The sequence below is a fragment of the Pseudomonas salmasensis genome, from assembly GCF_014268375.2.
Classification (GTDB): Bacteria; Pseudomonadota; Gammaproteobacteria; order Pseudomonadales; family Pseudomonadaceae; genus Aquipseudomonas; species Aquipseudomonas salmasensis.
Genome location: NZ_CP077083.1, coordinates 1,022,122 through 1,047,862 on the forward strand (window position 1 = coordinate 1,022,122; position 25,741 = coordinate 1,047,862).

Here is a 25,741-nt window from a genome sequence, read left to right on the forward strand (position 1 = left end):
TAATTGATAACAACGTGGTAGCAGGAGAGTGGCGTGCTTAGAAGAATGGGGATAAAAGGCCGCGTACTGTTGCTGACCTTATTACCGACCAGTCTGATGGCGCTGTTGTTGGGCGGCTATTTCACCTGGATGCAGCTCTCGGAATTGCAGACCCAGTTGCTACAACGCGGCGAAATGATCGCCGAGCAATTGGCACCCTTGGTGGCGCCTGCCCTGGGCCACAAGAACACCGACCTGCTGGAGCGCATCGCGACCCAGTCCCTGGAGCAGCCGGATGTGCGCGCGGTGTCTTTCCTCGCGCCAGACCGCTCTTCCCTGGCCCACGCCGGCCCGACCATGCTCAACCAGCCACCCACCGGTAACAGCTCGCACCTGTTGCAGCGCACCGGCAACGACGCCACCCGCTATCTACTGCCGGTGTTTGGCCGCCATCGCAACCTGGCGGGCGAGTTGATTCCCGATGAGGCCGACCGCCTGCTGGGTTGGGTCGAAGTGGAGCTGTCCCACAATGGCATGTTGCTGCGTGGCTATCGCAGCCTGTTCGCCAGCCTGCTGCTGATCGCCATCGGCCTGATGTGCACCGCCGCCCTCGCCCTGCGTATCAGCCGTACCATCAATTCGCCGATTGGCCAGATCAAGCAAGCAGTGGCCCAACTCAAGGACGGCAACCTGGAGACACGCTTGCCTCCCTTGGGCAGCCAGGAGCTGGACCAGCTCGCGTCAGGCATCAACCGCATGGCCGAAACCCTGCAAAATGCCCAGGAAGAGCTGCAACACAGCATCGACCAGGCCACCGAAGACGTGCGCCAGAACCTGGAAACCATCGAGATCCAGAACATCGAGCTAGACCTGGCGCGCAAGGAAGCCCTGGAAGCCAGCCGTATCAAGTCGGAGTTCCTGGCCAACATGAGCCATGAGATTCGCACCCCGCTCAACGGCATCCTCGGCTTTACTCACTTGCTGCAAAAAAGCGAGCTGTCGCCGCGCCAGTTGGATTACTTGGGCACTATCGAAAAGTCTGCGGACAACCTGCTGGGCATCATCAACGAAATCCTCGATTTCTCGAAGATTGAAGCCGGCAAACTGGTGCTCGACAGCGTGCCTTTCAACCTGCGCGACTTGCTGCAAGACACCTTGACCATCCTCGCCCCCGCCGCCCATGCCAAGCAGCTCGAACTGGTGAGCCTGGTTTACCGCGACACGCCGCTGGCGTTGGTGGGCGACCCGCTGCGGCTCAAGCAGATTTTGACCAACCTGATCAGCAATGCGATCAAGTTCACCCGCGAAGGCACCATTGTGGCCCGAGCCATGATCGAGGATGAGCAGGAAGACAGCGTGCAATTGCGCATCAGCGTGCAAGACACCGGCATTGGCCTGTCCAATCAGGATGTGCGCGCCCTGTTCCAGGCATTCAGCCAGGCCGACAACTCGCTGTCGCGCCAGCCCGGCGGCACCGGTTTGGGCCTGGTGATTTCCAAGCGGTTGATCGAGCAGATGGGCGGCGAAATCGGCGTCGACAGCACGCCGGGTGAAGGTTCGGAATTCTGGATCAGCCTGAACCTGCCCAAGACCCGTGACGACGTCGAAGACCTGCCCGCCGCGCCGCTGCTGGGGCGGCGTGCGGCCGTGCTGGAAAACCACGAACTGGCGCGCCAGGCCCTGCAACATCAGTTGGAAGACTGCGGCCTGGAAGTCACGCCCTTCAACACCTTGGAAAGCCTGACCAACGGCATCACCAGTGCGCACCAGACCGAACAGGCCATCAGCCTGGCGGTGCTCGGTGTCACGGCCAATGACATTCCGCCCGAGCGCCTCAACCAACACCTGTGGGACCTTGAACACCTGGGCTGCAAGGTGCTGGTGCTGTGCCCCACCACCGAGCAGATGCTGTTCAACCAATCGGTGCCCAACCCCAACAGCCAATTGCAGGCCAAGCCCGCCTGTACGCGCAAACTGCGCCGCTCCCTGGCCGACTTGATCAGCCCGCGCCCTTCGCGCAGCGAACCCGGTGAGCCGTTGTCCAGCCGTGCGCCACGGGTGCTGTGCGTGGACGACAACCCGGCCAACCTGCTGCTGGTGCAAACCCTGTTGGAAGACATGGGCGCCAAGGTGCAGGCGGTAGAAAGCGGTTACGCGGCCGTCGACGCCGTGAAGCAGGAAACTTTCGATTTGGTGCTGATGGACGTGCAAATGCCCGGCATGGATGGCCGCCAAAGCACCGAGGCGATCCGCCAGTGGGAAAGCGAGCGCCACGGCACGCCGCTGCCGGTGGTGGCCCTCACGGCCCACGCCATGGCCAACGAAAAACGCGCTCTGCTGCAAAGCGGTATGGACGACTACTTGACCAAACCCATCAGCGAGCGGCAATTGGCCCAGGTGGTCTTGAAATGGACCGGCCTGGCGCTGCGTAACCAAGGCCCGGAGCGCGCCCACGAAGGTGCGGCCCAGGGCGTGCAACTGTTGGTACTCGACCACGAAGAAGGCCTGCGCCTGGCCGCCAACAAGGCCGACCTGGCCGCCGATATGCTCGCCATGCTGCTGGCCTCCCTGGAGGCTGATCGCCTGGCAATTACCGTCGCCCGCGAAGCCAATGACAACCACGCCTTGATCGAACGCGTTCACCGCCTGCACGGCGCCACCCGCTACTGTGGCGTGCCGCAATTACGGGCAGCCTGCCAACGCGCCGAAACCCTGCTCAAGCAGGATGACGCCAAGGCCATGGCCGCGCTGGACGAACTGGACATGGCGATTGCGCGGTTGGCCAGTGAAGCCAGAGTGAGTGCCTGACCGTCCGACTGTAGGAGCGAGCTTGCTCGCGAAAAACCAAAGGACACCGCGTTAAACCAGAATGAACGCGTTATCGTTGACGTTTTTCGCGAGCAAGCTCGCTCCTACAGGTACGCATCTATTTTGTCATTGCAGGGAGCCTTTTTAATGCGCGTCATTCTCTTCAGCAGCCAAACGTACGACCGCGAGAGTTTCCTCGGCGAACCGCTGCCGGCCGGCCTGGAACTGCAATTCCAACCGGCACGCCTGAACCTCGATACCGTGGCCCTGGCCGAACACCACGAGGTGGTCTGCGCCTTTATCAACGACGACCTCAGCGCCCCCGTGCTGGAGCAACTGGCCAAGGGCGGCACACGCCTGATTGCCCTGCGCTCGGCGGGCTACAACCATGTCGACTTGCCGGCCGCCCAGCGCCTGGGCCTGAGCATCGTGCGCGTACCCGCCTATTCGCCCCACGCGGTGGCTGAGCACGCGGTCGCGCTGATTCTGGCCCTCAACCGCCGTCTGCACCGTGCCTACAACCGCACCCGCGACGGTGATTTCAGCCTGCACGGGCTCACCGGTTTCGATCTGGTCGGCAAAACGGTCGGCGTGGTCGGCACCGGGCAGATCGGCGCGACCTTCGCCAAGATCATGGCCGGCTTCGGCTGCCAGTTGCTGGCCTACGACCCCTTCCCCAACCCGCAGGTGCAGGAACTTGGTGCCCGCTACGTAAGCCTGCCTGAACTGTTGGCGCAGGCGCAAATCATCAGCCTGCATTGCCCGTTGACCGCCGACAGCAAACACCTGATCAATGCCCGCTCGCTCGCGCAGATGCAACCCGGTGCGATGCTGATCAACACCGGGCGCGGTGGCCTGGTCGATACGCCGGCACTGATCGAAGCGCTCAAGGTTGGCCAGTTGGGCTACCTGGGGCTGGACGTCTACGAAGAAGAAGCTCAATTGTTTTTCGAGGACCGCTCGGACCTGCCCCTGCAGGATGACGTGCTCGCCCGCCTGCTGACCTTCCCCAACGTGATCATCACCGCGCACCAGGCCTTCCTCACCCGTGAAGCCCTGGCGGCGATTGCCGGCACCACATTGGCCAACATTGCCGCGTGGGCCGATGGCCGGGCGCAGAACCTGGTCGAGGGATGATCAGTGGTCACATACCAGGCTCATGATAGGCCGGCACCCGTGATAGGATGCCGCGCCTATTTGGAGGATCCATGGCCGAACACGATTTCCGCTTCAGCTTGCTGAGCCCGCAACACACCCTGATCGAATGCCGCGCCCTGGTGCCGGGCCGTTACCAGGTCACCGGCAACGGTGGTTCGATCAAACATGGCGACGTCCTGATCGTCAGCCTGCGCGGCAGTAAAACCCTGTCGATGCGCCTGACCGTCGAAGGTGACGCACGCTACTCCATCCGCCCGGCGGGCCAGTGGGTCGCCATGGCCCAAGGGCCGAAGTTTGGCGAACTGGAAATTCACACCTGGAAGGTCAACTGCGACAGCTGCGACGCCGTGCTGGAGTTTGAATTCGCCGTAGAAACCAAGCTGACCAAGGCACCGCTGCAACCGGCTGCCAACGCGCGTATCAAAGAACTGGGCTGGGCCAGCGAAGGCGATAAGCACCGCTGCCCGAAATGCCAGCAGGCCGCGCAATGAAAGGCCCGCTGCTGCTCGCCGCCCTCGGCGTAGGCCTGGCAGGCTGCGCCGCCGATGGCGCCAAGCTCGAACGCGACCACAGCTACGTAGTGGAATGGATCGGTGAGCGGCCGCTGATGGACTACGCGCACCTTACCGTCACCCTGGGCGCCGATGGCCGGGCCTATGGCAATGGCGGCTGCAACCACTGGTTTGCACCGTACACCGTCGAAGGCAACAAGCTCAGCTTCGGCCCGGTCGGCAGCACCCGAAAAATGTGCGCCGAAGCCCTGATGGAGCAAGAGCATCGCTTCTTCCAGGTCCTGAAAGGCGTGCAGCGCTGGGACATCTCGCCGATCGAGCAGACGCGGTTCTGGCCGGCCGAAGGCAAGCCGATCCGCTTGTGGCTCGAAGAAGGCTGACCTAGGCGCACGCTCCTGTATTAACGCGGTGTCCTCTGGTTCTGTGGGAGCTGGCTTGCCTGCGATCCAGTCAACTCGGTGATTCAGGCACACCGAGTCGATACCTTCGCAGGCAAGCCAGCTCCCACATTTGGATCGCGGTGCGTCAGTTAGAACAGCGTCGGCTATCCGGTCGTCACGGGAGCAAGCCCCCTCGCCACAGGTCCAGCGTCGCACCAAAGTTGCGTAGATACCTATGGCCATCGCAGGCAAGCCAGCCCCACAGTTTTAGCCTTTCAGGGCCTTGAGCTTGGCCAACACCCCTTCCGCCGTCTGCTCACCCATCAACTGCTCACGCACCTTGCCCTTGTCGTCGATGATGTAAGTCACCGGCAAGGCCTCGCTGCGTGGAATCTCGAAGATCCCGTCCGGGTTCTGGGCCAGTACCGTGAACTTGATCCCCAGCTTGTCGCTGGCGGCCTTGAGTTCTTCACCCTGCCCATTGTCGAAGTTGACGCCGAACACCCCAACATTCTGGCCTTTCAACTGTTCTGCCAGGGCATTGAGCTCGGGGATTTCCGTGCGGCACGGGCCACACCATTCGGCCCAGTAGTTGACCACCAGCCACTGTTTGTCCAAGCGTTCGGCCGCCACTTTCTGGCCATATTGGTCAACGCCGTAATCGTTACCGCAGCCGCTGAGCAGCAGGGTTGTGATGATCGCCAATGCACCGATCAGTCGCCTTGTCATGGGGTATTCCTTCGCAAAAATGAACGTTGGCTGCGGCCTATCGCCTCTTACGGTTTAAGGACAGGCGCCAGCGCAGGTAGAATACCCGCCACCTTACGCAAGATGCGACCCGCACATGACCGATCTGACGCTTTATCACAACCCGCGCTGCTCGAAATCGCGCGGTGCGCTGGAACTGCTGGAAGCCCGCGGCCTCACCCCGACCGTGGTGCGCTACCTGGAAACCCCGCTGGATGCCGCGCAAATCAAGGCCCTGCTGAAAAAGCTAGGGATTAGCGCACGCCAACTGCTGCGCACCGGCGAAGACGAATACAAAACCCTGAACCTGGCCGACGCCAGCGTGAGCGAAGCGCAACTGATCGCCGCCATCGCCGCCCATCCCAAGCTGATGGAACGTCCGATCCTGGAAACCGCCGACAAAGCCATCATCGGCCGCCCGCCCGAGAACGTGCTGGAGATCCTGCCGTGAGTACGCCCTATGTGCTGGTGTTGTATTACAGCCGCAACGGCTCGGTGAGCGAGATGGCCCGGCAGATTGCCCGGGGTATCGAGCAAGGCGGCATGGAAGCGCGGTTGCGCACCGTGCCGGCGATTTCCACCGAGTGCGAAGCGGTGGCACCGAGCATTCCCGACGAAGGCGCGCTGTATGCCAGCCTGGACGACCTGAAGCACTGCTCGGGCTTGGCCCTGGGCAGCCCGACCCGGTTCGGCAACATGGCTGCGCCACTCAAGTACTTCCTCGATGGCACCAGCAACCTGTGGCTCACCGGCGCGTTGGTCGGCAAGCCGGCGGGCGTGTTCACCTCCACCGCCAGCCTGCATGGCGGCCAGGAAACCACGCTGATGTCGATGCTGTTGCCGCTGTTGCACCACGGCATGCTGATCACCGGCCTGCCCTACAGCGAACAGGCCCTGCTCGATACCCAGGGCGGCGGCACGCCGTATGGCGCCAGCCACCATTCCGGGCCAGACGGCAAGCGCATGCTCGACCAGCATGAAATCACCCTGTGCCGGGCCCTGGGCCTGCGCCTGGCCAAGACCGCCACGCTGCTGGAGAACGGCCGTGGCCAGGAAGCCTAAGGTCCTGCCGCCACGGGAGTGGCTGGAGCCGCGGGTCAAGGTGGCACGCGCGCTGAGCCTGCTGGCGTTTTTGGGCCTGGTGGGCTTGTTGTGCGCGTACTACCTGTTTGTCGCCGACCTGCATGGGGCACGCCCCTGGGTCATCCTGCTGATCGAGCTGGTGCCGCTGCTGATACTCGCGCCAGGCATGCTGATGGGCAGCGCACGCGGGCATTCGTGGATGTGCTTTGTGGTGAACCTGTATTTCATCAAGGGCGCGCTGGCCGCGTATGACCCGAACCGCCAGTGGTTTGGGGTGCTGGAAATGCTCGCGAGCCTGGCGGTGTTTTGCACGGCGTTGCTGTATGTGCGTTGGCGGCATCAGCTGAACCGGCGACTGGCCAATTGACTGATCGTGACTGATCATTCCCACGCTCCGCGTGGGAATGCATCCTGTGACGCTCCGCGTCACCCTTGCACGAGGCCTGGGACGCAGAGCGTCCTGGGCAGCATTCCCACGCGGAGCGTGGGAACGATCAGTATCAATGGTTGACGGTATAGGCCAACATCATCGACAGCTGACACATCGGCCGCCCACTCTCGGCATGCCACTGATTGAAGGCGCCCTGCACTGTCGCCAAATCGCGCAAGCTGGTCGGGGCCTTGTCGACGATCTTCTGCGCATTCAACGCCGCCACCACGTCATCGCTCGGCACAAAGGTGTCCTTGCCGACCATGCGCAAAAAGCGCGGCGCCGACAGCCCGCCCAGCTGGTGGCCATGCTTGCTCAGGTACTTCCACAACCCGACGATATCAGTCACCGGCCAATCGGCGATAAACGCGCCGAAGCTGCCTTTTTCCTGCTCGATATCCAGGATCATCTGCGCATTACGCGGCACGCTCTTGAGCTTGCCCAAATGGCGGATGATGCGCGTGTCCTGCATCAGCCGTTCCAGGTGCTCGGCGCCCATCAGCACGACTTTTTCCGGGTCGAAGCCAAAGAACACCTGCTCGAACGCCGGCCATTTGGCATCGACCACGCTGTGCTTCAAACCGGCGCGGAACACCCGCAGCGCCAAGGTCGACAGGTAACGGTCATCGGTGATCTTGCGCAATTGCGCCGGGGTCTTGGGCACCGGCAGATGGGCTTCCAGCTTGGCCGCCGAACCGAAGCGGTTCAGACAATATTCGTGCAGCCACTTGTAATCGCGCATGCCCTCTCCTGTCAGTCGAATTGAAAACGGCGCCCGCAAGCGCCGTGTACTAGAGCCTTGGGAAGACTCAGAGGTTCACTACATTGACGAAACGCGATGCGGCGGTCTCATCGATTTTCAAGCTGGTGAAGTCGAACAGGTTGCGGTCGGCCAATTGCGACGGGATCACGTTTTGCAGGCTGCGGAAGATACTTTCGGTACGTCCGGGGGTCTTGCGCTCCCAGTCCACCAGCATCTCCTTGACCACCTGGCGCTGCAGGTTTTCCTGGGAGCCGCACAGGTTGCACGGGATGATCGGGAATTGCTTGAAGTCGGAGTAAGCCTGGATGTCCTTTTCGTTGCAATACGCCAGCGGGCGGATCACTACGTTGCGCCCATCATCGGCACGCAGCTTGGGCGGCATGGCCTTGAGCGAGCCGTTGAAGAACATGTTGAGAAAGAAGGTCTCGACGATGTCATCGCGGTGATGACCCAGGGCCATCTTGGTCGCGCCGATCTCATCGGCAAAGGTATAGAGCGTGCCACGGCGCAGGCGCGAGCACAGCGAGCAGGTGGTCTTGCCTTCCGGGATCAGCTCCTTGACCACCGAGTAGGTGTCTTTCTCGACGATGTGGTACTCCACGCCCAGCTCTTTCAGGTAGGCCGGCAGCACATGCTCGGGGAAACCGGGTTGTTTCTGGTCCATGTTGACCGCCACGATCTCGAACTTGATCGGTGCGACCTTTTGCAGGTGCAACAACACGTCGAGCATGGTGTAGCTGTCTTTGCCGCCAGAGAGGCAGACCATGACCTTGTCGCCGTCCTCGATCATGTTGAAATCGGCGACCGCTTCACCGGCCAGGCGACGCAGGCGTTTTTGCAGTTTGTTCTGGTTGACTGTAAGAGTGCCCATGGCGCTTGGATCCGCAAAGGTGTGTGACGAAAAGCGCAGCATTTTACCGGCAAGACTGGCGCAGTTCCAATGTGGGAGCTGGATTGCATGACTCCCGACAGACCGCACCGCGATTAGCGCCTGTGTTTACAGCGCAATTTGCTCTAAAGGCCCTACGGTTATTCCGGTCATCCCTTCCTATACTGCGACTTGAGGTCGCACATCTATCCAGACCTTTCAGGCCATTTTGGCCCGTGGGCGCTCCGATGGGGGGCGATGGTAATAACGACAGGAGTGACTGGCATGATCCATCACGTCGTGGGGCTGTTTACCCATCCCGACCAGGAATGGCGGGAAATCCGTGGCGATAAAGAAGAAAGCATCGGCCACATGTACCTCACTCATACCCTGATTCTCGCGGCGATCCCCGCCATTTCCGCCTTTATTGGCACCACCCAGGTCGGCTGGGTCATCGGCAACCGCGCCCCGGTCATGCTGACCCAGGAAAGCGCGCTGTGGATGACTCTCATGTCTTACGCGGCCATGCTGTGCGGCGTGGCGGTGATGGGCGCGTTCATTCACTGGATGGCTCGCACCTACGACGCCAGCCCAAGCATGGCCCGCTGCGTGGCGTTTGCCACCTACACCGCCACGCCCTTGTTTATCGGCGGGCTGGCGGCGCTCTACCCGCATATGTGGCTGGGCATGGTCGTGGGCACGGCGGCGATCTGCTACACGGTGTACCTGCTGTATGTGGGGCTGCCGACCTTCATGAGTATCGACCCGGATGAAGGTTTCCTGTTTTCCAGTTCGGTATTGGCCGTGGGCCTGGTGGTGCTGGTGGCGATCATGGCCTTTACCGTGATCGTCTGGGGCCTGGGCGTCGGGCCGATCTACACCAGTTGACCGAAAAAACCCGCAGGCAAGGCCACCGCAAGGTGGCTTTGTGCGTTATGCATGACCATTCGGCGCCTGACAGATTCGGAAACCCCCAGCTTTGCGGCATACTGGGCGTCTCTGGAGATATGTACAGCATGCCCGAGCAACTCAATACCCGCGTCGAAGATTGTTTCCTGCAAGCCGAATCCTTTTTCAAACGAAGCTTCAAACGCCCCCAGGTCAGTCTCAAGCTGCGGGGCCAGAAAGCCGGTGTCGCGCATTTGCACGAGAACCTGCTGCGCTTCAACCCTCAGTTGTACCGTGAAAACAGCCAACACTTTCTCAAGCAGACCGTGGCCCACGAAGTGGCGCACCTGATTGCCCACCAGTTGTTTGGCGAGCGTATCCAGCCCCATGGCGAGGAATGGCAGCTGATCATGCGCGGGGTTTACGAACTGCCGCCCGACCGTTGCCACACCTATGAGGTCAAGCGCCGGCAGGTGACTCGCTATATTTACCGCTGCCCGTGTGCGGACAGTGACTTTCCGTTTTCACCGCAGCGCCATGGGCTGGTGGGCCAGGGGCGGCGGTATTTGTGTCGGCGGTGTCGGCAGACTCTGGTGTTTACCGGGGAAACTCGGGTGGAATGAGGGCCTCATCGCAGGCAAGCCAGCGATAGCGCCCTTTCAGTCACCCCACAACCTTGGCCTGGCGCAATTGCTCTATCCGCTCAACACCGAACCCCAACGCCACCAACACCTCATCACTGTGCGCCCCCACCGCCACCCCAATATGCCTGGGCGCTGGTAACCCCTCGGAGAACTTCAGCGGGCAGGCCAATTGCGCTTGTGTCGAGCCATCCCCCCGGGGCACCTGGCTGACCAACTCCCGCGCCTTCAACTGTGGATGCTCCACCGCCTCACTCAGACTCAACACCGGCTCCACACACGCATCCACCCCGGCAAACAACTCACATAACTGGTCAAAACTGCGCTTCTCGAACTCCACCTGCAGCGCCTGCTTGAGCACGGCCTGGCGTTCGGGCGTCACACTGTGTGCCGCCAATTCCGGCCGCCCCAGGGCCGCGCACAGCTGCTGCATAAACCCCGGCTCCAAACTGCCCACCGACATCCAGCGCCCATCGCGCGTGCGGTAATAGTCATAGAAACTCCCGCCATTGAGCACATGGTTCTCCCACCCAGGCTCGACCCCGCAAGCCAGGTAACCGGCCCCAGCCATGGCGTTCAGGCTGAATGAGCAGTCGGTCATGCTCACATCCAGGTATTGCCCCACCCCGCTCTGCTGCCGGGCAATCACCGCCGCCAGCAAACCCACCACGGCGTGCAGCGAACCACCCGCCACATCCGCCAGTTGTACGCCCAGGGGCAACGGCCCGGTGTCCTGGCGCCCGGTATGGCTGGCTACGCCGGCCAGCGCCAGGTAGTTGATATCGTGCCCGGCGCGGTCCTTATAGGGGCCGGTCTGGCCGTAGCCGGTGATCGACACATAGATCAGCCGCGGGTTGATCGCCTTCAGCGCCTCATAGCCCAGCCCCAGTCGCTCCATGACGCCGGGGCGGAACTGTTCGAGCAGGATGTCATAGCCCTTGACCAACTCACGCACGATCTCGATCGCCTCGGCCTGCTTGAGGTCCAGGGCCAGGCTGCGCTTGTTGCGGTTGAGGTAGGCGTGGCTGGCCGACGTGCCACGATCATGGGGCGGCAATACCCGCAACAGGTCCATCCGCGTGGGCGATTCGATACGCAGCACCTCGGCGCCCATGTCCGCCAGCATCAAGGAGGCAAACGGGCCGGGCAGCAAGGTGGAAAAATCCAACACTTTAAGGGACGCCAAGGGACCTGACATAGGGACTCCAGTTGGGCTGCGAATACCTACAGACTAGGCAGCCGGGCGCCTGCCGGCAATCGTCAGAACGATCAACCACAGTGACCGTTTTGATCACGGCGGGCTTTTTCGCGGCGGCGGCTTTATCATTGGCCGACGTTTGTTGGCAGAGTCTTCCATGAAGTTCGCGATTGCACTGTATAGCGCCACCCACGCGCCCTCCTCGCGCCGCGCCCTGTTGTTCGCCCAGGCAGCGCTGGCCGGCGGGCATGAGATTGTGCGGCTGTTTTTCTACCAGGACGGCGTGTACAGCGCGTCCAACAACATTGTCGCGCCTCAGGATGAGCAAGACACTGCGCGCCAATGGCGCGAGTTTGTCAGCCAGCACCAACTCGACGGCGTGGTGTGCATCGCCGCCGCCCTGCGCCGGGGTGTGCTGAATGCCGAGGAAGCGGCGCGTTATCAACGCAGCGCGGTCAACCTGGAGGCACCCTGGGCGTTGTCGGGCCTGGGCCAACTGCATGACGCGATCCAAGACGCCGACCGCCTGATCTGTTTTGGAGGGCCGTGACATGTCCAAATCCCTATTGGTGATCAGCCGCCAGGCCCCGTGGTCCGGGCCGAGTGCGCGGGAAGCGCTGGATATCGTGCTGGCCGGTGGCGCGTTCGATCTGCCCATTGGCCTGCTGTTCCTGGATGACGGTGTGTTCCAACTGGCGCCGTGCCAAGCCGCCAAAGCCGTGCAACAGAAAGACCTGAGTGCCAATCTGCAGGCCCTGGGCCTGTTCGGCATTGATGACGTGTTCGCCTGCGACCACAGCCTGTCCGCACGCGGGCTGCCGCCACCCGCCAACGCGCAGTCGCTGGACAGCCAAGCCATTTCCCAACTGATTGACCGTTACGACCAGGTGATTACCCTCTGATGTCGACTCTACATGTGGTGTCTCATTCCCCGTTTACCGACAGCCGCCTCGACAGTTGCCTGCGCATCTGTGGCACCGAGGACGCCATCCTGCTGTGTGGTGACGGAGCCTACGGCCTGCACACGCCCGCCCTGCAAACCAAAGGCGTGAAGGTGTTTGTGCTGGCCGAAGACATGCAGGCGCGCAACCTGCCGCTGCCCGACTGGGCTGACAGCGTCGATTACCCAGGCTTTGTGCAACTGTCGATCGATTACGACAAGGTCAACACCTGGCTATGAACACCCTGACCGTCGGCGCACGCACCCTGGAACTGGACAAGGACGGCTACCTCGTCGACCTCAACGATTGGTCCGATGAAGTGGCGAATGCCCTGGCCGCTGCCGAAGCCTTGGAACTGACCCCGGCACACTGGGAAATCCTCACCCTGCTGCGCCAGTTCTACACCGAATTCCAGCTGTCCCCCGCCACGCGCCCGCTGATCAAGTACACCGCCTTGAAGCTCGGCCCGGAAAAGGGCAACAGCCTGCACCTCAACAAACTGTTCAACGGCACTCCCGCCAAACTCGCCGCCAAGCTGGCGGGCCTGCCCAGGCCGACGAATTGCTTATGACCGACTTTGCCCCCCTGACTCTCGTAACGCCCCAAGAGCATCCCTTTGCGCAGTTCGTGCGCATCCTCGGCAAAGGCAAGCGCGGCGCGCGCAACCTCACCCGTGAGGAAGCGCGGGAAGCCATGGGCATGTTGCTCGACGAAGAGGTCGAGGACACCCAGCTCGGCGCCTTCCTGATGCTGCTGCGCCACAAGGAAGAAAGCCCGGAAGAACTCGCCGGTTTCACCGAAGCGGTCCGTGAGCGCCTGCACGCACCAGCGTTGAACGTGGATATCGACTGGCCGACCTACGCCGGTAAAAAGCGCCACCTGCCGTGGTTCCTGCTGGCAGCCAAATGCCTGGCACAAAACGGCGTGCGCATCCTGATGCACGGGGGCGGCGCCCACACCGCGGGGCGCTTGTACAGCGAGCAATTGCTGGACAGCTTGAACATCCCGCTGTGCCGCGATTGGCAACAGGTCGAAAGCGCCTTTGCCCACGGCAACCTGGCGTTTATCCCTTTGGGTGATTGGGCGCCACAGCTGCAACGCATGATCGACCTGCGCAACACCCTGGGCCTGCGCTCGCCTATCCATTCCCTGGCGCGCCTGCTCAACCCGCTGAATGCGCGCTGTGGCCTGCAAAGCATTTTCCACCCCGGTTACCAGGGCGTGCATCGCGATGCCAGCGGCCTGCTGGGTGACAACGTGATTGTGGTCAAGGGCGACGGCGGTGAGATCGAGATCAACCCCGACACCCTCAGTCATTTGTATGGCAGCACCGGCGGCCAGAGCTGGGACGAAGAGTGGCCCGCCCTCTCCGACCAGCGCCACGTCAAGCCAGCCACGCTTGAGCCCGAGCACCTCAAAGCGCTGTGGCGCGGCGACGTTGAAGACAGCTACCCGCAACTGGCGCTGATCGCCACCATGGCGTTGGCCCTGCGCGGCCTTGGCCACCCACGGCAACAGGCGTTCGAATTGGCCCAGCAATACTGGGACGCACGGGATAAATCGATTTAATCGATCATTCACGCCGGTTCTTTGCGCTTTTAGTTCGAACTCATCCCTTTAGACTGGGCTCCAACGCTTATCAGCCAAGGAGCCAGTCATGGGTTTATTGATCGAAGGACAATGGAAGGACCAGTGGTACGAAAGTAGCGCAGACGGCGCTTTCCAACGGGAACAGGCACAACGCCGCAACTGGGTGACCGCCGACGGCGCGCCAGGCCCGAGTGGCGAAGGCGGCTTCAAGGCCGAGGCCGGTCGCTATCACCTCTATGTGTCCCTCGCCTGCCCGTGGGCGCATCGCACCTTGATCCTGCGCAAGCTCAAGGGCCTGGAAGGCCTGATCGACGTCTCGGTGGTCAGCTGGCTGATGCTGGAAAACGGCTGGACCTTCGACAAGGCCCACGGCTCCAGCGGCGACAAACTGGACGGTTTCAACTTCATGCACCAGCGCTACACCGCCGATACCGCCGACTACACCGGGCGCGTCACCGTGCCGGTGCTGTGGGACAAACAGCTCAAGCGCATCGTCAGCAATGAATCGGCGGAGATCATCCGCATGTTCAACAGCGCGTTCAATGAACTGACCGGCAACACCCTGGATTTCTACCCCCAAGCCCTGCGCCCGACCATCGACGCCCTCAACGAACGCATCTACCCCGCCGTGAACAACGGTGTGTACCGCGCAGGCTTCGCCACCTCACAACAGGCGTATGAAAGTGCGTTTGATGATGTGTTTGCCGAGCTGGATCATCTTGAACAGCACCTGGGCAGCCATCGCTATCTGGCCGGCGAGTACCTGACCGAAGCCGATGTGCGCCTGTTCACCACGCTGATTCGTTTTGATGCGGTGTATTACAGCCACTTCAAATGCAACCTGCGGCGGATTGCCGACTATGCGAATTTGTCGAACTGGCTAAGGGAGATGTACCAGTGGCCGGGGGTGGCCGAGACGGTGGATTTCGAGCATATCAAGGGGCATTACTATGCCAGCCATCGCACGATCAACCCGACGGGAATTGTGCCGAAGGGGCCGTTGCAGGGGTTTGATACAAAGCATGATCGCCCTACATTGCCCGGCAACGGTGTGTGGAGCTGACGTAAACCGCCGCCTGTAGGAGCGAGCTTGCTCGCGAAGAACGCCAACGATAACGCAGCGCTATCAGGTAGCCCTTGGCGTCTTTGAGTTTTTCGCGAGCAAGCTCGCTCCTACAGTGGGTCAGGCGTTCAGACTTGGGACTGGGCGCCCTCGAACCACTTGAGCTTCTCACGCAGTACCACCACCTCACCCACGATCACCAGTGTCGGCGCATGCACTTCATGCTCCGCCACCATGCGCGGCAAGTCGGCCAGGGTGCCGGTGAACACGCGCTGGTTGGACGTGGTGCCCTGCTGGATCAGCGCCGCTGGGGTATCCGACGCGCGCCCGTGCTTGATCAACTGCTCGCAAATGATCGGCAAGCCAATCAGGCCCATGTAGAACACCAGGGTCTGCGAGGGGCCGACCAGGTCCTGCCAAGGCAAGTCCGAGGTACCGTTCTTCAAGTGCCCGGTAATGAAGCGCACCGATTGGGCATAGTCGCGATGAGTCAGCGGAATCCCGGCATAGGCCGCGCAACCGCTGGCTGCGGTGATGCCCGGCACCACCTGGAACGGGATGCCGTGGGCCGCCAGTTCCTCGATCTCTTCGCCACCACGGCCAAAGATGAACGGGTCGCCACCTTTAAGGCGCAGCACGCGCTTGCCTTGCTTGGCCAGGTCGACCAGTTGCTGGTTGATCTGGTCCTGGGGCACCGCGTGATCAGCACGACGCTTGCCGACGTACACGCGCTCGGCATCCCGACGGCACAGTTCCAAAATTGCCGGCGCCACCAAACGGTCGTACAGCACCACGTCGGCTTGCTGCATCAGGCGCAATGCGCGGAAGGTCAGCAAATCCGGGTCGCCTGGGCCCGCGCCCACCAAGTACACCTCGCCGGGCGCGTAAGGCGGCGCGCCATTGACCTTTTCGATCAACAGGCGCTCGGCCTCATCGCCCTGCCCGGCCAACTGGCGGTCGGCAATCGGGCCCTGGAACACTTCTTCCCAGAACGCCCGGCGCTGCTGCACATCCGGGTACAAACCTTTGACCTGAGCCCGAAAACGCGCGGCCAGCCCAGCCAATTGACCGTAGGTGGAGGGAATCCAGGTTTCCAGCTTGGCGCGGATCAGCCGTGCCAGTACCGGCGCGTCACCGCCACTGGAGACGGCAATCACCAAGGGTGAACGGTCGACAATCGCCGGGAAGATCACGCTGCACAACGCTGGCGCGTCCACCACATTGACCGGCACGCAGCGACGCTTGGCATCACTGGACACTTGCGCATTCAGTGGCTCATCGTCGGTAGCCGCGATAATCAGGGTGCAACCGTCCAGGTCGGCCTCCTGATAACCGCGCAACATCAGTTCCCCGCCACTGCCCAGCACCAGCTCACGCAGCTGGCTTTCGATCTGGGGAGCAACCACCCGCAACACCGCGCCGGCGTCGGCCAGCAGCCGGGATTTGCGCAAGGCAATCTCCCCGCCACCGACGACCAACACACGACTGCCGCGCAGGTTATGAAACAGCGGCAGAAATTCCATTTAGCGGATGACCTCAACGCCCGCCATGTACGGCTTGAGCACCTCAGGTACACGGATCGAACCGTCCGCCTGCTGGTAGTTTTCCAGCACGGCCACCAGGGTACGGCCTACGGCCAGGCCCGAACCGTTGAGGGTGTGCACCAGCTCCGGCTTGCCGGTTTCCGGGTTGCGGAAACGCGCCTGCATGCGACGGGCCTGGAAGTCACCGCAGTTGGAGCACGACGAAATCTCGCGGTACTTGTCCTGGCTCGGCACCCACACTTCCAGGTCGTAGGTTTTCACGGCGCTGAAGCCCATGTCGCCCGTGCACAGGGCCAGTACGCGGTAAGGCAGCTCCAGCAACTGCAGCACGCGCTCGGCGTTGGCAGTCAGGCCTTCCAGGGCCTCCATGGAGGTCGACGGCTCTACTACCTGGACCATTTCAACCTTGTCGAACTGATGCTGGCGGATCATGCCACGGGTGTCTCGACCCGACGCGCCGGCTTCGCTACGGAAGCACGGGCTGTGGGCAACCAGCTTCAACGGCAGTTGCTTGGCGTCGAGGATTTCGCCGGCGACGATATTGGTCAGCGACACTTCGGCCGTCGGGATCAGGTACAGGTCGGCTTCGCCGTCGCGGCTGATCTTGAACAGGTCTTCCTCGAATTTCGGCAGCTGGCTGGTGCCCATCAACGCCGGCGCCTGAACCAGGTACGGGGTGTAGGCTTCTTCGTAACCGTGTTCGCCGGTGTGCAGGTTGATCATGAACTGCGCCAAGGCACGGTGCATGCGCGCAATCGGGCCGCGCAGCAAGGCAAAGCGTGCGCCGGACATTTTTGCCGCGGTTTCAAAATCCAGGCCACCGGTCAATTCGCCCAGGGCGACGTGGTCCTTGATCTCGAAATCGAAGGCTTTGGGCGTGCCCCAGCGGCGCACTTCAACGTTGCCGTCTTCGTCTTCGCCGACCGGCACGGATTCGTGGGGCAGGTTCGGAATGCCCAGCAGGATCGAATCCAACTGGGTCTGAATGCCTTCCAGCTCGACTTTGCCGTCGGACAGCTCAGTGCCCATGCGCTCGACATCCGCCATCAACGGCGCGATGTCTTCGCCGCGCTGCTTGGCCTGGCCGATGGACTTGGAGCGCGCATTACGTTCAGCCTGCAGTGCTTCGGTGCGGGTCTGGACGGTCTTGCGCTGTTCTTCCAGCGCTTCGATGCGCGCAACATCCAAGGCAAAGCCACGGGATGCCAGGCGGTCCGCTACGTCCTGAAGGTTGCTACGTAACAGTTTGGAATCGAGCATGTCGGTCTCTCGTTATCAAAGTTTGGTCAAGGACAGGCCAGCCCAGGTGGCGAGCAGCCCGCCGAATACGCTGATGGCCGCATAGCCAATCGCCAGCGGCACTTGCCCGCTTTCCAGCAGGCGCACGGTATCCAGTGAAAAGGATGAAAAAGTCGTCAGGCCGCCAAGAAAGCCAACCATCAAGCCGGCACGTACCTCGACAGGCACTTCCGGGCGTAGCAAAAACAGGCCGTATAACACGCCGATCAACAGGCAGCCCACGATATTAACGGCGAGCGTCGCCGTATAGAAGTGTTTCGGCCAATTGGCGTTGATCCAATTGCCCGTAGCAAAGCGCAGCAGTGTACCGGCGATACCTCCCGCCGAAACCGCGACCACCAAAGGAATCATGATTTTCTCCGCTGCCGAGGGCTCAGGCGGTCGAGGGTGGCCAGATGATTGAGCTTCTCACCGATCTTCAGCTCCAGGCCACGGGGCACCGGCTGGTAGAACGGCTGCGGCGCCAGCTCATCCGGGAAGTAGTCTTCGCCGGCCGCGTAGGCGTCCGGCTCATCGTGGGCATAACGGTATTCGTCGCCATACCCCAGCTGTTTCATCAGCTTGGTCGGCGCGTTGCGCAGGTGCAGCGGCACTTCGAGGGAGCCGTGCTCGGCGGCCGCACGCAGGGCCGACTTGAAGCCCATGTACACCGCGTTGCTTTTCGGCGCGCAGGCCAGGTAAGTGATGGCCTGAGCCACCGCCAACTCACCTTCCGGGCTGCCGAGGCGCTCCTGCACTTCCCAGGCGGCCAGGCACAGGCTCAGGGCGCGCGGGTCGGCATTGCCGATGTCTTCGCTGGCCATGCGCACCACACGGCGCGCCAGGTACAGCGGGTCGCAACCGCCGTCGATCATGCGCGCAAACCAGTACAGCGCGCCGTCAGGGTTGGAACCGCGTACGGATTTGTGCAGCGCGGAAATCTGGTCGTAGAAGGCTTCTCCGCCCTTGTCGAAACGCCGGCGTGTGTCACCCAGCAGGCTTTGCAACAGATCGACGCCAATCTCGCCGCCGTCTTCGGCCAGGTCGGAGGCGTTCTCCAGCAGGTTGAGAAAGCGCCGCCCGTCGCCATCAGCGGCGGTCAGTAAAATCTTGAAGCCTTCATCGCTGAGGCTCAATTGACGCTTGCCCAGGCCCTTGTCTTCACTCAAGGCACGGTGCAGCAGCTTGCGCATCGCCGCTTCATCCAGGCTCTTGAGCACATAGACCCGCGCCCGTGACAACAAGGCGTTGTTCAATTCAAAGGACGGGTTTTCGGTGGTGGCGCCGATAAATATCAGCGTACCGTCCTCGACATAGGGCAGGAACGCATCCTGCTGTGACTTGTTGAAGCGATGCACTTCGTCGACGAACAGGATAGTGCGCTTGCCGTATTGCCCGGCCTGCTGCTTGGCGACTTCCACCGCCTGGCGAATCTCCTTGACCCCGGCGAGCACCGCCGAGACCGTTTCAAAGTGCGCATCCGAGACTTTCGCCAGCAACCGCGCCAGGGTGGTCTTGCCCACGCCCGGCGGGCCCCAGAAAATCATCGAATGCAGCGCACCCTGCTCCAGGGCTTCGCGCAAGGGCTTGCCGCGAGCGAGCAGGTGTTCCTGACCGACGTACTCATCCAGGTTGGTCGAACGCAAGCGCGCGGCCAACGGCTGGGCAATCGGGTCACTTCGAAACAGATCCATGGGCAGCGTTTGAAACCTCTGGGCAGTTTATTCCTGGATCACGTCGGCACCCTTGGGGATGTCGAACTTGAACTTGGACGCGGGCACCGGCTGGTTGGCCTTGACACCGGAGAACAGGATATCGGTGCGTTGGCCGACGCTGTCGACCAGGCGCATGTTGTTGATCACGCCGTTGCCGAACGACAGGGACAGCGTGTCAAACAACGTGTCCTTGGATTTTGGCTTGAGGGTGAATTCGATGACGTTGCTGGTCTGCTTGGAGGTGATGTCGAAGCTGTCATTGATTTTCGACACATCGCCCGACAGCAGCAGTGCCGGGGTCTGGTTCAGACGTGGGTCGAGCTTCTTGATGGTGGCCTGTTCCAGGTCCGGGTCCCACAGCGTGACTTTCTGACCGTCGGAAACGATGGTCTGCTCCGCCTTGCCTTCGGTATGCCAGTAGAACAGCCCTGGGCGCTGCACGGCCATTTCACCGGCGGTTTCCTGCAACTGGGTGCCGCCGGCATCCAGGGTCAGCTGGGAGAAGCGCGCGGTGAGGGTCTGGGATTTGTCCAACAGGTTCTTCAGGCTGGCGACGGAAGCCGGGTCAGCGTGAGCCGAAACAGCGGTCAGGGCCAGGGCTGGCAACAACAGCATGCGGATAAAGCGCATGGGAGTCCTCATTGAGTAGTCAGGGCACGCCGCGTGTTGCCACGCGGCGCGGAATCAGTCGCGCATCTGCCCGGGGGCGATGACTTCACGCGAGCCATTGGTGTTCATTGCGGTCACGACGCCGGCCATTTCCATGGCTTCGATCATGCGGGCGGCACGGTTGTAGCCGATTTTCAGCTTGCGCTGCACTGCCGAAATCGAGGCCCGGCGGCTTTCCAGTACGAAGGCCACGGCTTCGTCGTAGAGCGCGTCGGTTTCAGCATCATCGTCGCCACCGCTGCTGCCACCGTCAAAGCCGCTGCCAGCCTCTTCCACGCCAGCGAGAATGTCGTCGTTATATTCTGGCGCGCCGCGCAGTTTCCAGGCTTCGACCACGCGGTGGACTTCGTCATCGGAAACAAAGGCACCGTGAACGCGAATCGGCAGGCTGGTGCCCGGCGGCATGTAGAGCATGTCACCGTGGCCCAACAGTTGCTCGGCGCCACCCTGGTCGATGATGGTGCGCGAGTCGATCTTGCTGGAGACCTGGAACGCCATGCGCGTCGGGATGTTGGCCTTGATCAGACCGGTGATCACGTCCACCGACGGCCGCTGGGTCGCGAGAATCAAGTGGATACCCGCCGCCCGCGCCTTCTGGGCGATACGGGCGATCAGTTCTTCAACCTTCTTGCCGACGATCATCATCATGTCGGCAAATTCATCGACCACCACCACGATGGTCGGCAGCTTGGTCAGCAACGGCGCTTCATCGTGAATGCTTTCGCGCTTGTACAGCGGGTCGGTCAGCGGCGTGCCGGCGTCCTGGGCTTCCTTGACCTTGGCGTTGAAGCCCGACAGGTTACGCACGCCCATCTTCGCCATCAGCTTGTAGCGGCGCTCCATCTCGGCAACGCTCCAGCGCAGGGCGTTGGCGGCGTCCTTCATGTCGGTGACCACCGGGCACAGCAGATGCGGGATGCCTTCGTAGATCGACAGTTCCAACATCTTCGGGTCGATCATGATCAGCTTGGCGTCATCCGGCCCGGACTTGAACAGGATCGACAGGATCATGGCGTTCACACCCACCGACTTACCGGAACCGGTGGTACCGGCCACGAGCAAGTGAGGCATTTTCGCCAGATCGGTGATCACCGGCTTGCCGCCGATGTCATGGCCGAGCGCCAGGGTGACCGGCGATTTGAAGTTGTCGTATTCCGGGGTCGACAGCACTTCGGAGAAGCGCACGATCTGCCGGTCTTCGTTGGGGATCTCGATACCCACGGTGGTCTTGCCCGGGATCACTTCCACCACGCGCACGCTGGTCACGGCCAGGGAACGCGCCAAGTCTTTGGCCAGGTTGGAAATGCGGCTGACTTTTACCCCGGCGGCCGGTTGGATTTCGTAACGGGTAATCACCGGGCCCGGATGGATCGAGTCCACCGACACTTCGACGCCGAACTCCTTGAGCTTGATTTCCAGCAGGTGGCCGACGGCCGCCAGGGATTCCGGGGAATAGTTGAGTTGTTTCTTTTCGGCCGGGTCCAGAATCGAGATCGGCGGCAAGGTGCCTTCGACGGCGCTGTCGATAAACAGCGGTGCCTGTTTCTCTTTTTGCACGCGATGGCTGGGCTCCGGCGCCTTGGGCGGAGCCGGGGCGATCACCGGCGGCACCTGCTTTTCACGGTCCGACATGTGCTTGCTCAGGGCCTGCTCGCGCTCGATCAAACGCTCCTTGACCTTGGCTTGCTCGCGTCGATCCGGCGTGCTTGGGGCCACCACCTCGTTGACACGGGTGTCGACCTCACGCAGCTGCGCCACCATTTGCTTGCGCTCGACACGGGCGGCCCACCAGCGGTTGGCGGCACCCTGGAACAATTCGAACAGGTCGAGGGTGATCTTGCCGGTCACATCCATCACCTTGAACCATGACAGGTCGGTGAATACCGTGAGGCCGAACAGGAACAGCGCGATGAACATCAGGGTGCTGCCCTGGATATTCAGGGTCCTGCGCGCCAAGTCGCCAAGGCTTTCACCCAGGGCCCCGCCCGCGCCCGCCGGCAGACCGGTCGGCGCATGGAAGTGGATATGCGCCAGCGCAGCGCCCGACAGCACCAGAAACACCAGGCCGATCAGGCGCCAGGAGAACAGCCAGCCGCTCCACTGCCACGGCTCGTGACGCTGGCGGAAGATCTGCCAGGTCTTGATCGCCAGCAACAGCGGGAAAATGTAGGCAAAGTAACCCAGGATCATGAAGAGGATATCGGCGCTGTAGGAACCTACAGGGCCGCCGAAATTCTGCACGTCATTGATCTTGCTGTTATGGCTCCAGCCCGGATCGTCCTTGCCATAGGTCAGCAAGGCCATCATCAGGAACAGGCACAGCGCACCGATGGCAATCAGTGCGCCTTCCTTGAGTCGGTAATGCAGGTGCTGGCGCCAGGCCGGTACGACTGCTGCTTTAGGTGCTGCGGCGGATTTCTTCAAAACGGGTCTATTCCTGCGCCTTTAGCGCGTCCATCTGTTGAATGACTACACACGACTGCTCTATCCGGAGCAGCTGAAAAATGAACGAATGTTGCTGAATCTACTTTTAACACCCGGTGACGGATAGGTGAAATGGCGATAACGCCACAATGGCCGCATTGTACGGGTTTGCGTGCGCGATGCCACACACTTGCCGCTCACCTGACTGCACGCACAATTTGAGCATGCATTGCCTTTGCTGACAAAGGCTTATGAGCTGTATTTAGCAATCCAGGCAAGCTTGGCAAAAGGCCGGCCTGCGCCAGACCCGATTACGACCACACCCTGTGTGCAGAGTTGCAGAAACACCCGCTTATGCTAATCCTGTCCAATAGCCTATTCGGGCTGGCCCCGTGGCGCCGGGTCGTCAATAATCAACACTTGCGGCGCAGGCGAATGACCTGCCACTCCCCTCCCCTACCGTAAGCCTGGATGCCATGCTGACCTGGTTGCAACGCGACACCCTGACATTCCCACCCTTGGCCAAGGCCATGCGCGAACCCAACGGCCTGCTCGCCGCCGGTGGCGACCTGTCGGCCGAACGACTGATCCAGGCCTACCGCCATGGCTGCTTCCCCTGGTTCTCCGAAGGCCAGCCTATCCTCTGGTGGTCACCCGACCCGCGCACGGTGATTTTCCCCGACGAGCTGCATGTTTCCCGCAGCCTGGGCAAATTATTGCGCCAGCAGCGCTATACCGTGACCTTCGACCAGGACTTCGCCGCCGTCATCCAGGCCTGCGCCGCGCCCCGCGCCTACGCCGATGGCACCTGGATCACCGAAGGCATCCAGCAGGCCTACCTGGAGCTGCACCAACGCGGCTACGCGCATTCCGTCGAGGTCTGGGACCAGGGCGAACTGGTGGGCGGCCTTTACGGCCTGGCGATGGGCCAGCTGTTTTTTGGCGAGTCCATGTTCAGCCGCGCCGACAACGCCTCCAAGTTCGGTTTCGCCACGTTGACCCGGCAACTGCAAGCCTGGGGGTTTGCGCTGATCGACTGCCAGATGCCCAACGATCACCTGCACAGCCTGGGTGCCCGCGGCATACCGCGCAGCGTCTTCGCCGACTTCCTGCACAAACATCTGGACCAGCCCAACGCTGGGCCGTGGGTTTCCTAGGCGACTTTCGCGCACGTGGCTTACACTTATTTCAAAGCTTATCCCGAGGGTTGATCATGACCGAGCTGGCGCGCTTGAAGTTCTATGCCACTCAAGCCCACTCATGCAGCTATCTGCCCGACGAGCAGGCCACCACGCTGTTCCTCGATCCCAGCCAGCCCATGGACGTGCACGTGTATGCCGACCTGTCCGAGATGGGCTTTCGGCGCAGCGGCGACCACCTGTACCGCCCCCATTGCCAGAACTGCAATGCGTGCGTGCCTGCGCGTATCCCGGTGACGCAGTTTTCGCCCGACCGTAACCAGAAACGCATTCTCAAGCGCAACGCCGACCTGACCGTACACGCCACCAAACCCCAATACAGCGAAGAGTATTTCGATCTTTACCAACGCTATATCGAACAGCGTCACGCCGACGGCGATATGTTTCCGCCCAGCCGCGACCAGTTTTCCACGTTCCTGGTGCGTGACCTGCCCTTTTCGCGCTTCTACGAGTTCCGCCTCGACGGCCGCCTGTTGGCCGTGGCGGTGACCGACCTGCTGCCCAACGGCCTCTCGGCGGTGTACACCTTCTATGAGCCGACCGAAGAGCGCCGCAGCCTCGGGCGCTTTGCCATCCTGTGGCAAATAGGCGAAGCGCTGCGCCAGGAACTGGAAGCGGTGTACCTCGGATACTGGATCAAGAACTGCAAAAAGATGAACTACAAGACCCAATATCGGCCCATTGAGCTGCTGATTAATCAAAGATGGGTCACGCTTAACTAGAACCCCTTGGCTTGAACACCCTTTTTCGGGCACAATGCACGCCGCTTTTGCCTGGCGCAGTTGCACCGGGCCATTCACTGGATACCGAGGGCTTTACTGCATGTCGAAAGAAGACAGCTTCGAAATGGAAGGCACTGTCGTCGACACCCTGCCCAACACCATGTTTCGTGTGGAGTTGGAAAATGGGCACGTCGTAACCGCGCATATCTCCGGCAAGATGCGCAAGAACTACATTCGTATTCTTACCGGTGACAAAGTGCGCGTCGAGCTGACGCCCTATGACTTGAGCAAAGGGCGCATCACTTACCGCGCTCGCTAAGCAAGTCAATACAAAACGCCCGGTTATGCCGGGCGTTTTTGTGTGCGCAGGATTTATAGGGACTGCAAAAACAACTGTAGGAGCGAGCTTGCTCGCGAAGAACCCAAGGACAACGCGGCGAATCAGACAGCATGCGTTATCGTTGACGATCTTCGCGAGCAAGCTCGCTCCTACAGATTTACCCTTCCTGCAGGTCGATGTGCACCATGCCGCCATGCTCGAAGAATACAAAACGCCCGGTTATTTCGGGCGTTTTTGTGTGCGCAGGATTTATAGGGACTGCAAAAACAACTGTAGGAGCGAGCTTGCTCGCGAAGAACCCAAGGACAACGCGGCGAATCAGACAGCATGCGTTATCGTTGACGATCTTCGCGAGCAAGCTCGCTCCTACAGATTTACCCTTCCTGCAGGTCGATGTGCACCATGCCGCCATGCTCGGAGAATACAAAACGCCCGGTTATGCCGGGCGTTTTTGTGTGCGCACGATTTATAGGGACTGCAAAAACAACTGTAGGAGCGAGCTTGCTCGCGAAGAACCCAAGGACAACGCGGCGAATCAGACAGCATGCGTTATCGTTGACGATCTTCGCGAGCAAGCTCGCTCCTACAGATTTACCCTTCCTGCAGGTCGATGTGCACCATGCCGCCATGCTCGGAGAATACAAAACGCCCGGTTATGCCGGGCGTTTTTGTGTGTGCAGGATTTATAGGGACTGCAAAAACAACTGTAGGAGCGAGCTTGCTCGCGAAGAACCCAAGGACAACGCGGCGAATCAGACAGCATGCGTTATCGTTGACGATCTTCGCGAGCAAGCTCGCTCC

Annotated in this window: 31 protein-coding genes; 18 read left to right on the forward strand and 13 right to left on the reverse strand. The window is 61.4% G+C overall.

The genetic code is table 11. The features are described from left to right. The first annotated feature begins 33 nt into the window (after positions 1-33). The 4 genes from HU731_RS04210 (at position 34) to HU731_RS04225 (ending at position 4,837) form a co-directional block, all read left to right on the forward strand. Complete coding sequence (locus tag HU731_RS04210) at positions 34-2,787, forward strand: response regulator (RefSeq protein WP_186607995.1); 2,754 nt, start codon at positions 34-36, stop codon at positions 2,785-2,787. 147 nt (positions 2,788-2,934) lie between these two features. Beyond that, positions 2,935-3,924 carry a 2-hydroxyacid dehydrogenase gene (locus HU731_RS04215; protein WP_186607994.1) on the forward strand — a complete coding sequence of 330 codons (990 nt, stop codon included), beginning with the start codon at positions 2,935-2,937 and terminating at the stop codon, positions 3,922-3,924. 71 nt (positions 3,925-3,995) lie between these two features. Further along, a complete protein-coding gene (locus HU731_RS04220; RefSeq protein WP_003192054.1) occupies positions 3,996-4,436 on the forward strand; it encodes a hypothetical protein in 441 nt (146 codons plus the stop codon). After that, positions 4,433-4,837, forward strand: coding sequence for an META domain-containing protein (locus HU731_RS04225; protein WP_186607993.1), 405 nt, complete (start codon positions 4,433-4,435; stop codon positions 4,835-4,837). Before HU731_RS04220 ends, HU731_RS04225 begins: the two co-directional genes overlap by 4 nt. A 267-nt stretch (positions 4,838-5,104) precedes the next feature. Here the strand turns inward: HU731_RS04225 and HU731_RS04230 are convergent, their stop codons facing one another. Further along, positions 5,105-5,566, reverse strand: coding sequence for a TlpA disulfide reductase family protein (locus HU731_RS04230; RefSeq protein ID WP_186607992.1), 462 nt, complete (start codon positions 5,564-5,566; stop codon positions 5,105-5,107). A 115-nt stretch (positions 5,567-5,681) separates the two neighbouring features. Between HU731_RS04230 and arsC the strand changes: the two genes are divergently transcribed. From arsC to HU731_RS04245, 3 genes are read left to right on the forward strand one after another with little or no spacing between them, the layout of a single operon-like run. Then, positions 5,682-6,035, forward strand: coding sequence for an arsenate reductase (glutaredoxin) (arsC, locus tag HU731_RS04235; protein WP_186607991.1), 354 nt, complete (start codon positions 5,682-5,684; stop codon positions 6,033-6,035). Next, entirely contained in the window at positions 6,032-6,646 is a 615-nt protein-coding gene (gene wrbA, locus HU731_RS04240; protein WP_003192060.1) for an NAD(P)H:quinone oxidoreductase, read from the forward strand. The genes arsC and wrbA overlap by 4 nt, the downstream gene beginning before the upstream one ends. Then, entirely contained in the window at positions 6,630-7,034 is a 405-nt protein-coding gene (locus HU731_RS04245) for a DUF2069 domain-containing protein (RefSeq protein ID WP_032896701.1), read from the forward strand. Before wrbA ends, HU731_RS04245 begins: the two co-directional genes overlap by 17 nt. Positions 7,035-7,167: 133 nt before the next feature. Here HU731_RS04245 and HU731_RS04250 read toward each other — a convergent pair whose 3' ends face one another. Together HU731_RS04250 and ttcA are read right to left on the reverse strand one after the other, a co-directional pair. Continuing rightward, on the reverse strand, positions 7,168-7,839 hold the full coding sequence (locus tag HU731_RS04250; RefSeq protein ID WP_034127867.1) for a DNA-3-methyladenine glycosylase I: 672 nt from the start codon (positions 7,837-7,839) through the stop codon (positions 7,168-7,170). Positions 7,840-7,906: 67 nt separating this feature from the next. Further along, positions 7,907-8,731 carry a tRNA 2-thiocytidine(32) synthetase TtcA gene (ttcA, locus tag HU731_RS04255; protein ID WP_014718888.1) on the reverse strand — a complete coding sequence of 275 codons (825 nt, stop codon included), beginning with the start codon at positions 8,729-8,731 and terminating at the stop codon, positions 7,907-7,909. A gap of 282 nt (positions 8,732-9,013) precedes the next feature. On the opposite strand from ttcA, the gene HU731_RS04260 reads away from it, so the two are divergent. Together HU731_RS04260 and HU731_RS04265 are read left to right on the forward strand one after the other, a co-directional pair. Then, a complete protein-coding gene (locus tag HU731_RS04260) occupies positions 9,014-9,616 on the forward strand; it encodes a Yip1 family protein (RefSeq protein WP_003192065.1) in 603 nt (200 codons plus the stop codon). 128 nt (positions 9,617-9,744) lie between these two features. Continuing rightward, positions 9,745-10,239: a SprT family zinc-dependent metalloprotease gene (locus HU731_RS04265; protein WP_032897884.1), complete on the forward strand. Its 495-nt coding sequence runs from the start codon at positions 9,745-9,747 to the stop codon at positions 10,237-10,239. 40 nt (positions 10,240-10,279) lie between these two features. Here the strand turns inward: HU731_RS04265 and HU731_RS04270 are convergent, their stop codons facing one another. Further along, entirely contained in the window at positions 10,280-11,455 is a 1,176-nt protein-coding gene (locus HU731_RS04270; protein ID WP_186607990.1) for a CaiB/BaiF CoA transferase family protein, read from the reverse strand. A 157-nt stretch (positions 11,456-11,612) separates the two neighbouring features. Here HU731_RS04270 and tusD point away from each other — a divergent pair, with 157 nt between their 5' ends. The 6 genes from tusD (at position 11,613) to HU731_RS04300 (ending at position 15,049) form a co-directional block, all read left to right on the forward strand. Next, positions 11,613-12,005 (forward strand): sulfurtransferase complex subunit TusD, encoded by a 393-nt coding sequence (gene tusD, locus HU731_RS04275; protein WP_186607989.1) that lies wholly within the window; start codon positions 11,613-11,615, stop codon positions 12,003-12,005. Between the two features lies 1 nt (position 12,006). Continuing rightward, positions 12,007-12,357 (forward strand): sulfurtransferase complex subunit TusC, encoded by a 351-nt coding sequence (gene tusC / locus HU731_RS04280; protein ID WP_186607988.1) that lies wholly within the window; start codon positions 12,007-12,009, stop codon positions 12,355-12,357. After that, on the forward strand, positions 12,357-12,635 hold the full coding sequence (gene tusB, locus HU731_RS04285) for a sulfurtransferase complex subunit TusB (protein ID WP_014718892.1): 279 nt from the start codon (positions 12,357-12,359) through the stop codon (positions 12,633-12,635). Before tusC ends, tusB begins: the two co-directional genes overlap by 1 nt. After that, positions 12,632-12,967 carry a TusE/DsrC/DsvC family sulfur relay protein gene (locus tag HU731_RS04290; protein WP_014718893.1) on the forward strand — a complete coding sequence of 112 codons (336 nt, stop codon included), beginning with the start codon at positions 12,632-12,634 and terminating at the stop codon, positions 12,965-12,967. Before tusB ends, HU731_RS04290 begins: the two co-directional genes overlap by 4 nt. Next, on the forward strand, positions 12,964-13,965 hold the full coding sequence (locus HU731_RS04295) for a glycosyl transferase family protein (protein ID WP_186607987.1): 1,002 nt from the start codon (positions 12,964-12,966) through the stop codon (positions 13,963-13,965). The genes HU731_RS04290 and HU731_RS04295 overlap by 4 nt, the downstream gene beginning before the upstream one ends. A gap of 88 nt (positions 13,966-14,053) precedes the next feature. After that, complete coding sequence (locus HU731_RS04300; RefSeq protein WP_186607986.1) at positions 14,054-15,049, forward strand: glutathione S-transferase family protein; 996 nt, start codon at positions 14,054-14,056, stop codon at positions 15,047-15,049. Positions 15,050-15,177: 128 nt separating this feature from the next. Here HU731_RS04300 and cysG read toward each other — a convergent pair whose 3' ends face one another. The 6 genes from cysG to ftsK are packed head-to-tail and all read right to left on the reverse strand — an operon-like array spanning position 15,178 to position 22,679. Further along, complete coding sequence (gene cysG, locus HU731_RS04305; RefSeq protein WP_138761652.1) at positions 15,178-16,572, reverse strand: siroheme synthase CysG; 1,395 nt, start codon at positions 16,570-16,572, stop codon at positions 15,178-15,180. Continuing rightward, the gene (gene serS, locus HU731_RS04310) at positions 16,573-17,853 is read right to left on the reverse strand and encodes a serine--tRNA ligase (RefSeq protein ID WP_186607985.1); all 1,281 of its coding nucleotides are present in this window, start codon (positions 17,851-17,853) and stop codon (positions 16,573-16,575) included. It lies immediately after the preceding gene. A 15-nt stretch (positions 17,854-17,868) separates the two neighbouring features. Beyond that, positions 17,869-18,243 (reverse strand): fluoride efflux transporter CrcB, encoded by a 375-nt coding sequence (gene crcB, locus HU731_RS04315; RefSeq protein WP_003192080.1) that lies wholly within the window; start codon positions 18,241-18,243, stop codon positions 17,869-17,871. After that, positions 18,240-19,565, reverse strand: a complete 1,326-nt coding sequence (locus HU731_RS04320; RefSeq protein ID WP_056783688.1) for a replication-associated recombination protein A — start codon at positions 19,563-19,565, stop codon at positions 18,240-18,242. The genes crcB and HU731_RS04320 overlap by 4 nt, the downstream gene beginning before the upstream one ends. A 27-nt stretch (positions 19,566-19,592) precedes the next feature. Next, positions 19,593-20,216, reverse strand: a complete 624-nt coding sequence (gene lolA, locus HU731_RS04325) for an outer membrane lipoprotein periplasmic chaperone LolA (protein ID WP_003174700.1) — start codon at positions 20,214-20,216, stop codon at positions 19,593-19,595. Between the two features lie 54 nt (positions 20,217-20,270). Continuing rightward, complete coding sequence (ftsK, locus tag HU731_RS04330; protein WP_186607984.1) at positions 20,271-22,679, reverse strand: DNA translocase FtsK; 2,409 nt, start codon at positions 22,677-22,679, stop codon at positions 20,271-20,273. A gap of 476 nt (positions 22,680-23,155) precedes the next feature. Here ftsK and aat point away from each other — a divergent pair, with 476 nt between their 5' ends. From aat to infA, 3 genes are all read left to right on the forward strand, one after another. Next, positions 23,156-23,836 (forward strand): leucyl/phenylalanyl-tRNA--protein transferase, encoded by a 681-nt coding sequence (aat, locus tag HU731_RS04335; protein ID WP_094774532.1) that lies wholly within the window; start codon positions 23,156-23,158, stop codon positions 23,834-23,836. A gap of 56 nt (positions 23,837-23,892) precedes the next feature. Beyond that, on the forward strand, positions 23,893-24,600 hold the full coding sequence (locus HU731_RS04340; RefSeq protein WP_186607983.1) for an arginyltransferase: 708 nt from the start codon (positions 23,893-23,895) through the stop codon (positions 24,598-24,600). A 100-nt stretch (positions 24,601-24,700) separates the two neighbouring features. Further along, positions 24,701-24,919 carry a translation initiation factor IF-1 gene (gene infA / locus HU731_RS04345; protein WP_002553999.1) on the forward strand — a complete coding sequence of 73 codons (219 nt, stop codon included), beginning with the start codon at positions 24,701-24,703 and terminating at the stop codon, positions 24,917-24,919. Positions 24,920-25,097: 178 nt separating this feature from the next. Here the strand turns inward: infA and HU731_RS04350 are convergent, their stop codons facing one another. The 3 genes from HU731_RS04350 to HU731_RS04360 are packed head-to-tail and all read right to left on the reverse strand — an operon-like array spanning position 25,098 to position 25,732. Next, a complete protein-coding gene (locus HU731_RS04350; RefSeq protein WP_217894841.1) occupies positions 25,098-25,298 on the reverse strand; it encodes a hypothetical protein in 201 nt (66 codons plus the stop codon). Positions 25,299-25,314: 16 nt separating this feature from the next. Beyond that, a complete protein-coding gene (locus HU731_RS04355) occupies positions 25,315-25,515 on the reverse strand; it encodes a hypothetical protein (protein WP_217894842.1) in 201 nt (66 codons plus the stop codon). Between the two features lie 16 nt (positions 25,516-25,531). Continuing rightward, a complete protein-coding gene (locus tag HU731_RS04360; RefSeq protein WP_186609214.1) occupies positions 25,532-25,732 on the reverse strand; it encodes a hypothetical protein in 201 nt (66 codons plus the stop codon). Between the last annotated feature and the right edge of the window lie 9 nt (positions 25,733-25,741).

Bases quoted from the DNA above. Each gene is read 5' to 3' on its own strand.
- arsC (WP_186607991.1), top strand. From the start codon at position 5,682: ATGACCGATCTGACGCTTTATCACAACCCGCGCTGCTCGAAATCGCGC.
- HU731_RS04225 (WP_186607993.1), top strand. From the start codon at position 4,433: ATGAAAGGCCCGCTGCTGCTCGCCGCCCTCGGCGTAGGCCTGGCAGGC.
- tusB (WP_014718892.1), top strand. From the start codon at position 12,357: ATGTCGACTCTACATGTGGTGTCTCATTCCCCGTTTACCGACAGCCGC.
- HU731_RS04295 (WP_186607987.1), top strand. From the start codon at position 12,964: ATGACCGACTTTGCCCCCCTGACTCTCGTAACGCCCCAAGAGCATCCC.
- infA (WP_002553999.1), top strand. From the start codon at position 24,701: ATGTCGAAAGAAGACAGCTTCGAAATGGAAGGCACTGTCGTCGACACC.
- HU731_RS04230 (WP_186607992.1), bottom strand. From the start codon at position 5,566: ATGACAAGGCGACTGATCGGTGCATTGGCGATCATCACAACCCTGCTG.
- HU731_RS04260 (WP_003192065.1), top strand. From the start codon at position 9,014: ATGATCCATCACGTCGTGGGGCTGTTTACCCATCCCGACCAGGAATGG.
- HU731_RS04290 (WP_014718893.1), top strand. From the start codon at position 12,632: ATGAACACCCTGACCGTCGGCGCACGCACCCTGGAACTGGACAAGGAC.
- HU731_RS04300 (WP_186607986.1), top strand. From the start codon at position 14,054: ATGGGTTTATTGATCGAAGGACAATGGAAGGACCAGTGGTACGAAAGT.
- serS (WP_186607985.1), bottom strand. From the start codon at position 17,853: ATGCTCGATTCCAAACTGTTACGTAGCAACCTTCAGGACGTAGCGGAC.
- HU731_RS04215 (WP_186607994.1), top strand. From the start codon at position 2,935: ATGCGCGTCATTCTCTTCAGCAGCCAAACGTACGACCGCGAGAGTTTC.
- cysG (WP_138761652.1), bottom strand. From the start codon at position 16,572: ATGGAATTTCTGCCGCTGTTTCATAACCTGCGCGGCAGTCGTGTGTTG.
- tusC (WP_186607988.1), top strand. From the start codon at position 12,007: ATGTCCAAATCCCTATTGGTGATCAGCCGCCAGGCCCCGTGGTCCGGG.
- HU731_RS04320 (WP_056783688.1), bottom strand. From the start codon at position 19,565: ATGGATCTGTTTCGAAGTGACCCGATTGCCCAGCCGTTGGCCGCGCGC.
- HU731_RS04220 (WP_003192054.1), top strand. From the start codon at position 3,996: ATGGCCGAACACGATTTCCGCTTCAGCTTGCTGAGCCCGCAACACACC.
- lolA (WP_003174700.1), bottom strand. From the start codon at position 20,216: ATGCGCTTTATCCGCATGCTGTTGTTGCCAGCCCTGGCCCTGACCGCT.
- HU731_RS04250 (WP_034127867.1), bottom strand. From the start codon at position 7,839: ATGCGCGATTACAAGTGGCTGCACGAATATTGTCTGAACCGCTTCGGT.
- HU731_RS04340 (WP_186607983.1), top strand. From the start codon at position 23,893: ATGACCGAGCTGGCGCGCTTGAAGTTCTATGCCACTCAAGCCCACTCA.
- HU731_RS04265 (WP_032897884.1), top strand. From the start codon at position 9,745: ATGCCCGAGCAACTCAATACCCGCGTCGAAGATTGTTTCCTGCAAGCC.
- ttcA (WP_014718888.1), bottom strand. From the start codon at position 8,731: ATGGGCACTCTTACAGTCAACCAGAACAAACTGCAAAAACGCCTGCGT.
- HU731_RS04270 (WP_186607990.1), bottom strand. From the start codon at position 11,455: ATGTCAGGTCCCTTGGCGTCCCTTAAAGTGTTGGATTTTTCCACCTTG.
- aat (WP_094774532.1), top strand. From the start codon at position 23,156: ATGCTGACCTGGTTGCAACGCGACACCCTGACATTCCCACCCTTGGCC.
- crcB (WP_003192080.1), bottom strand. From the start codon at position 18,243: ATGATTCCTTTGGTGGTCGCGGTTTCGGCGGGAGGTATCGCCGGTACA.
- tusD (WP_186607989.1), top strand. From the start codon at position 11,613: ATGAAGTTCGCGATTGCACTGTATAGCGCCACCCACGCGCCCTCCTCG.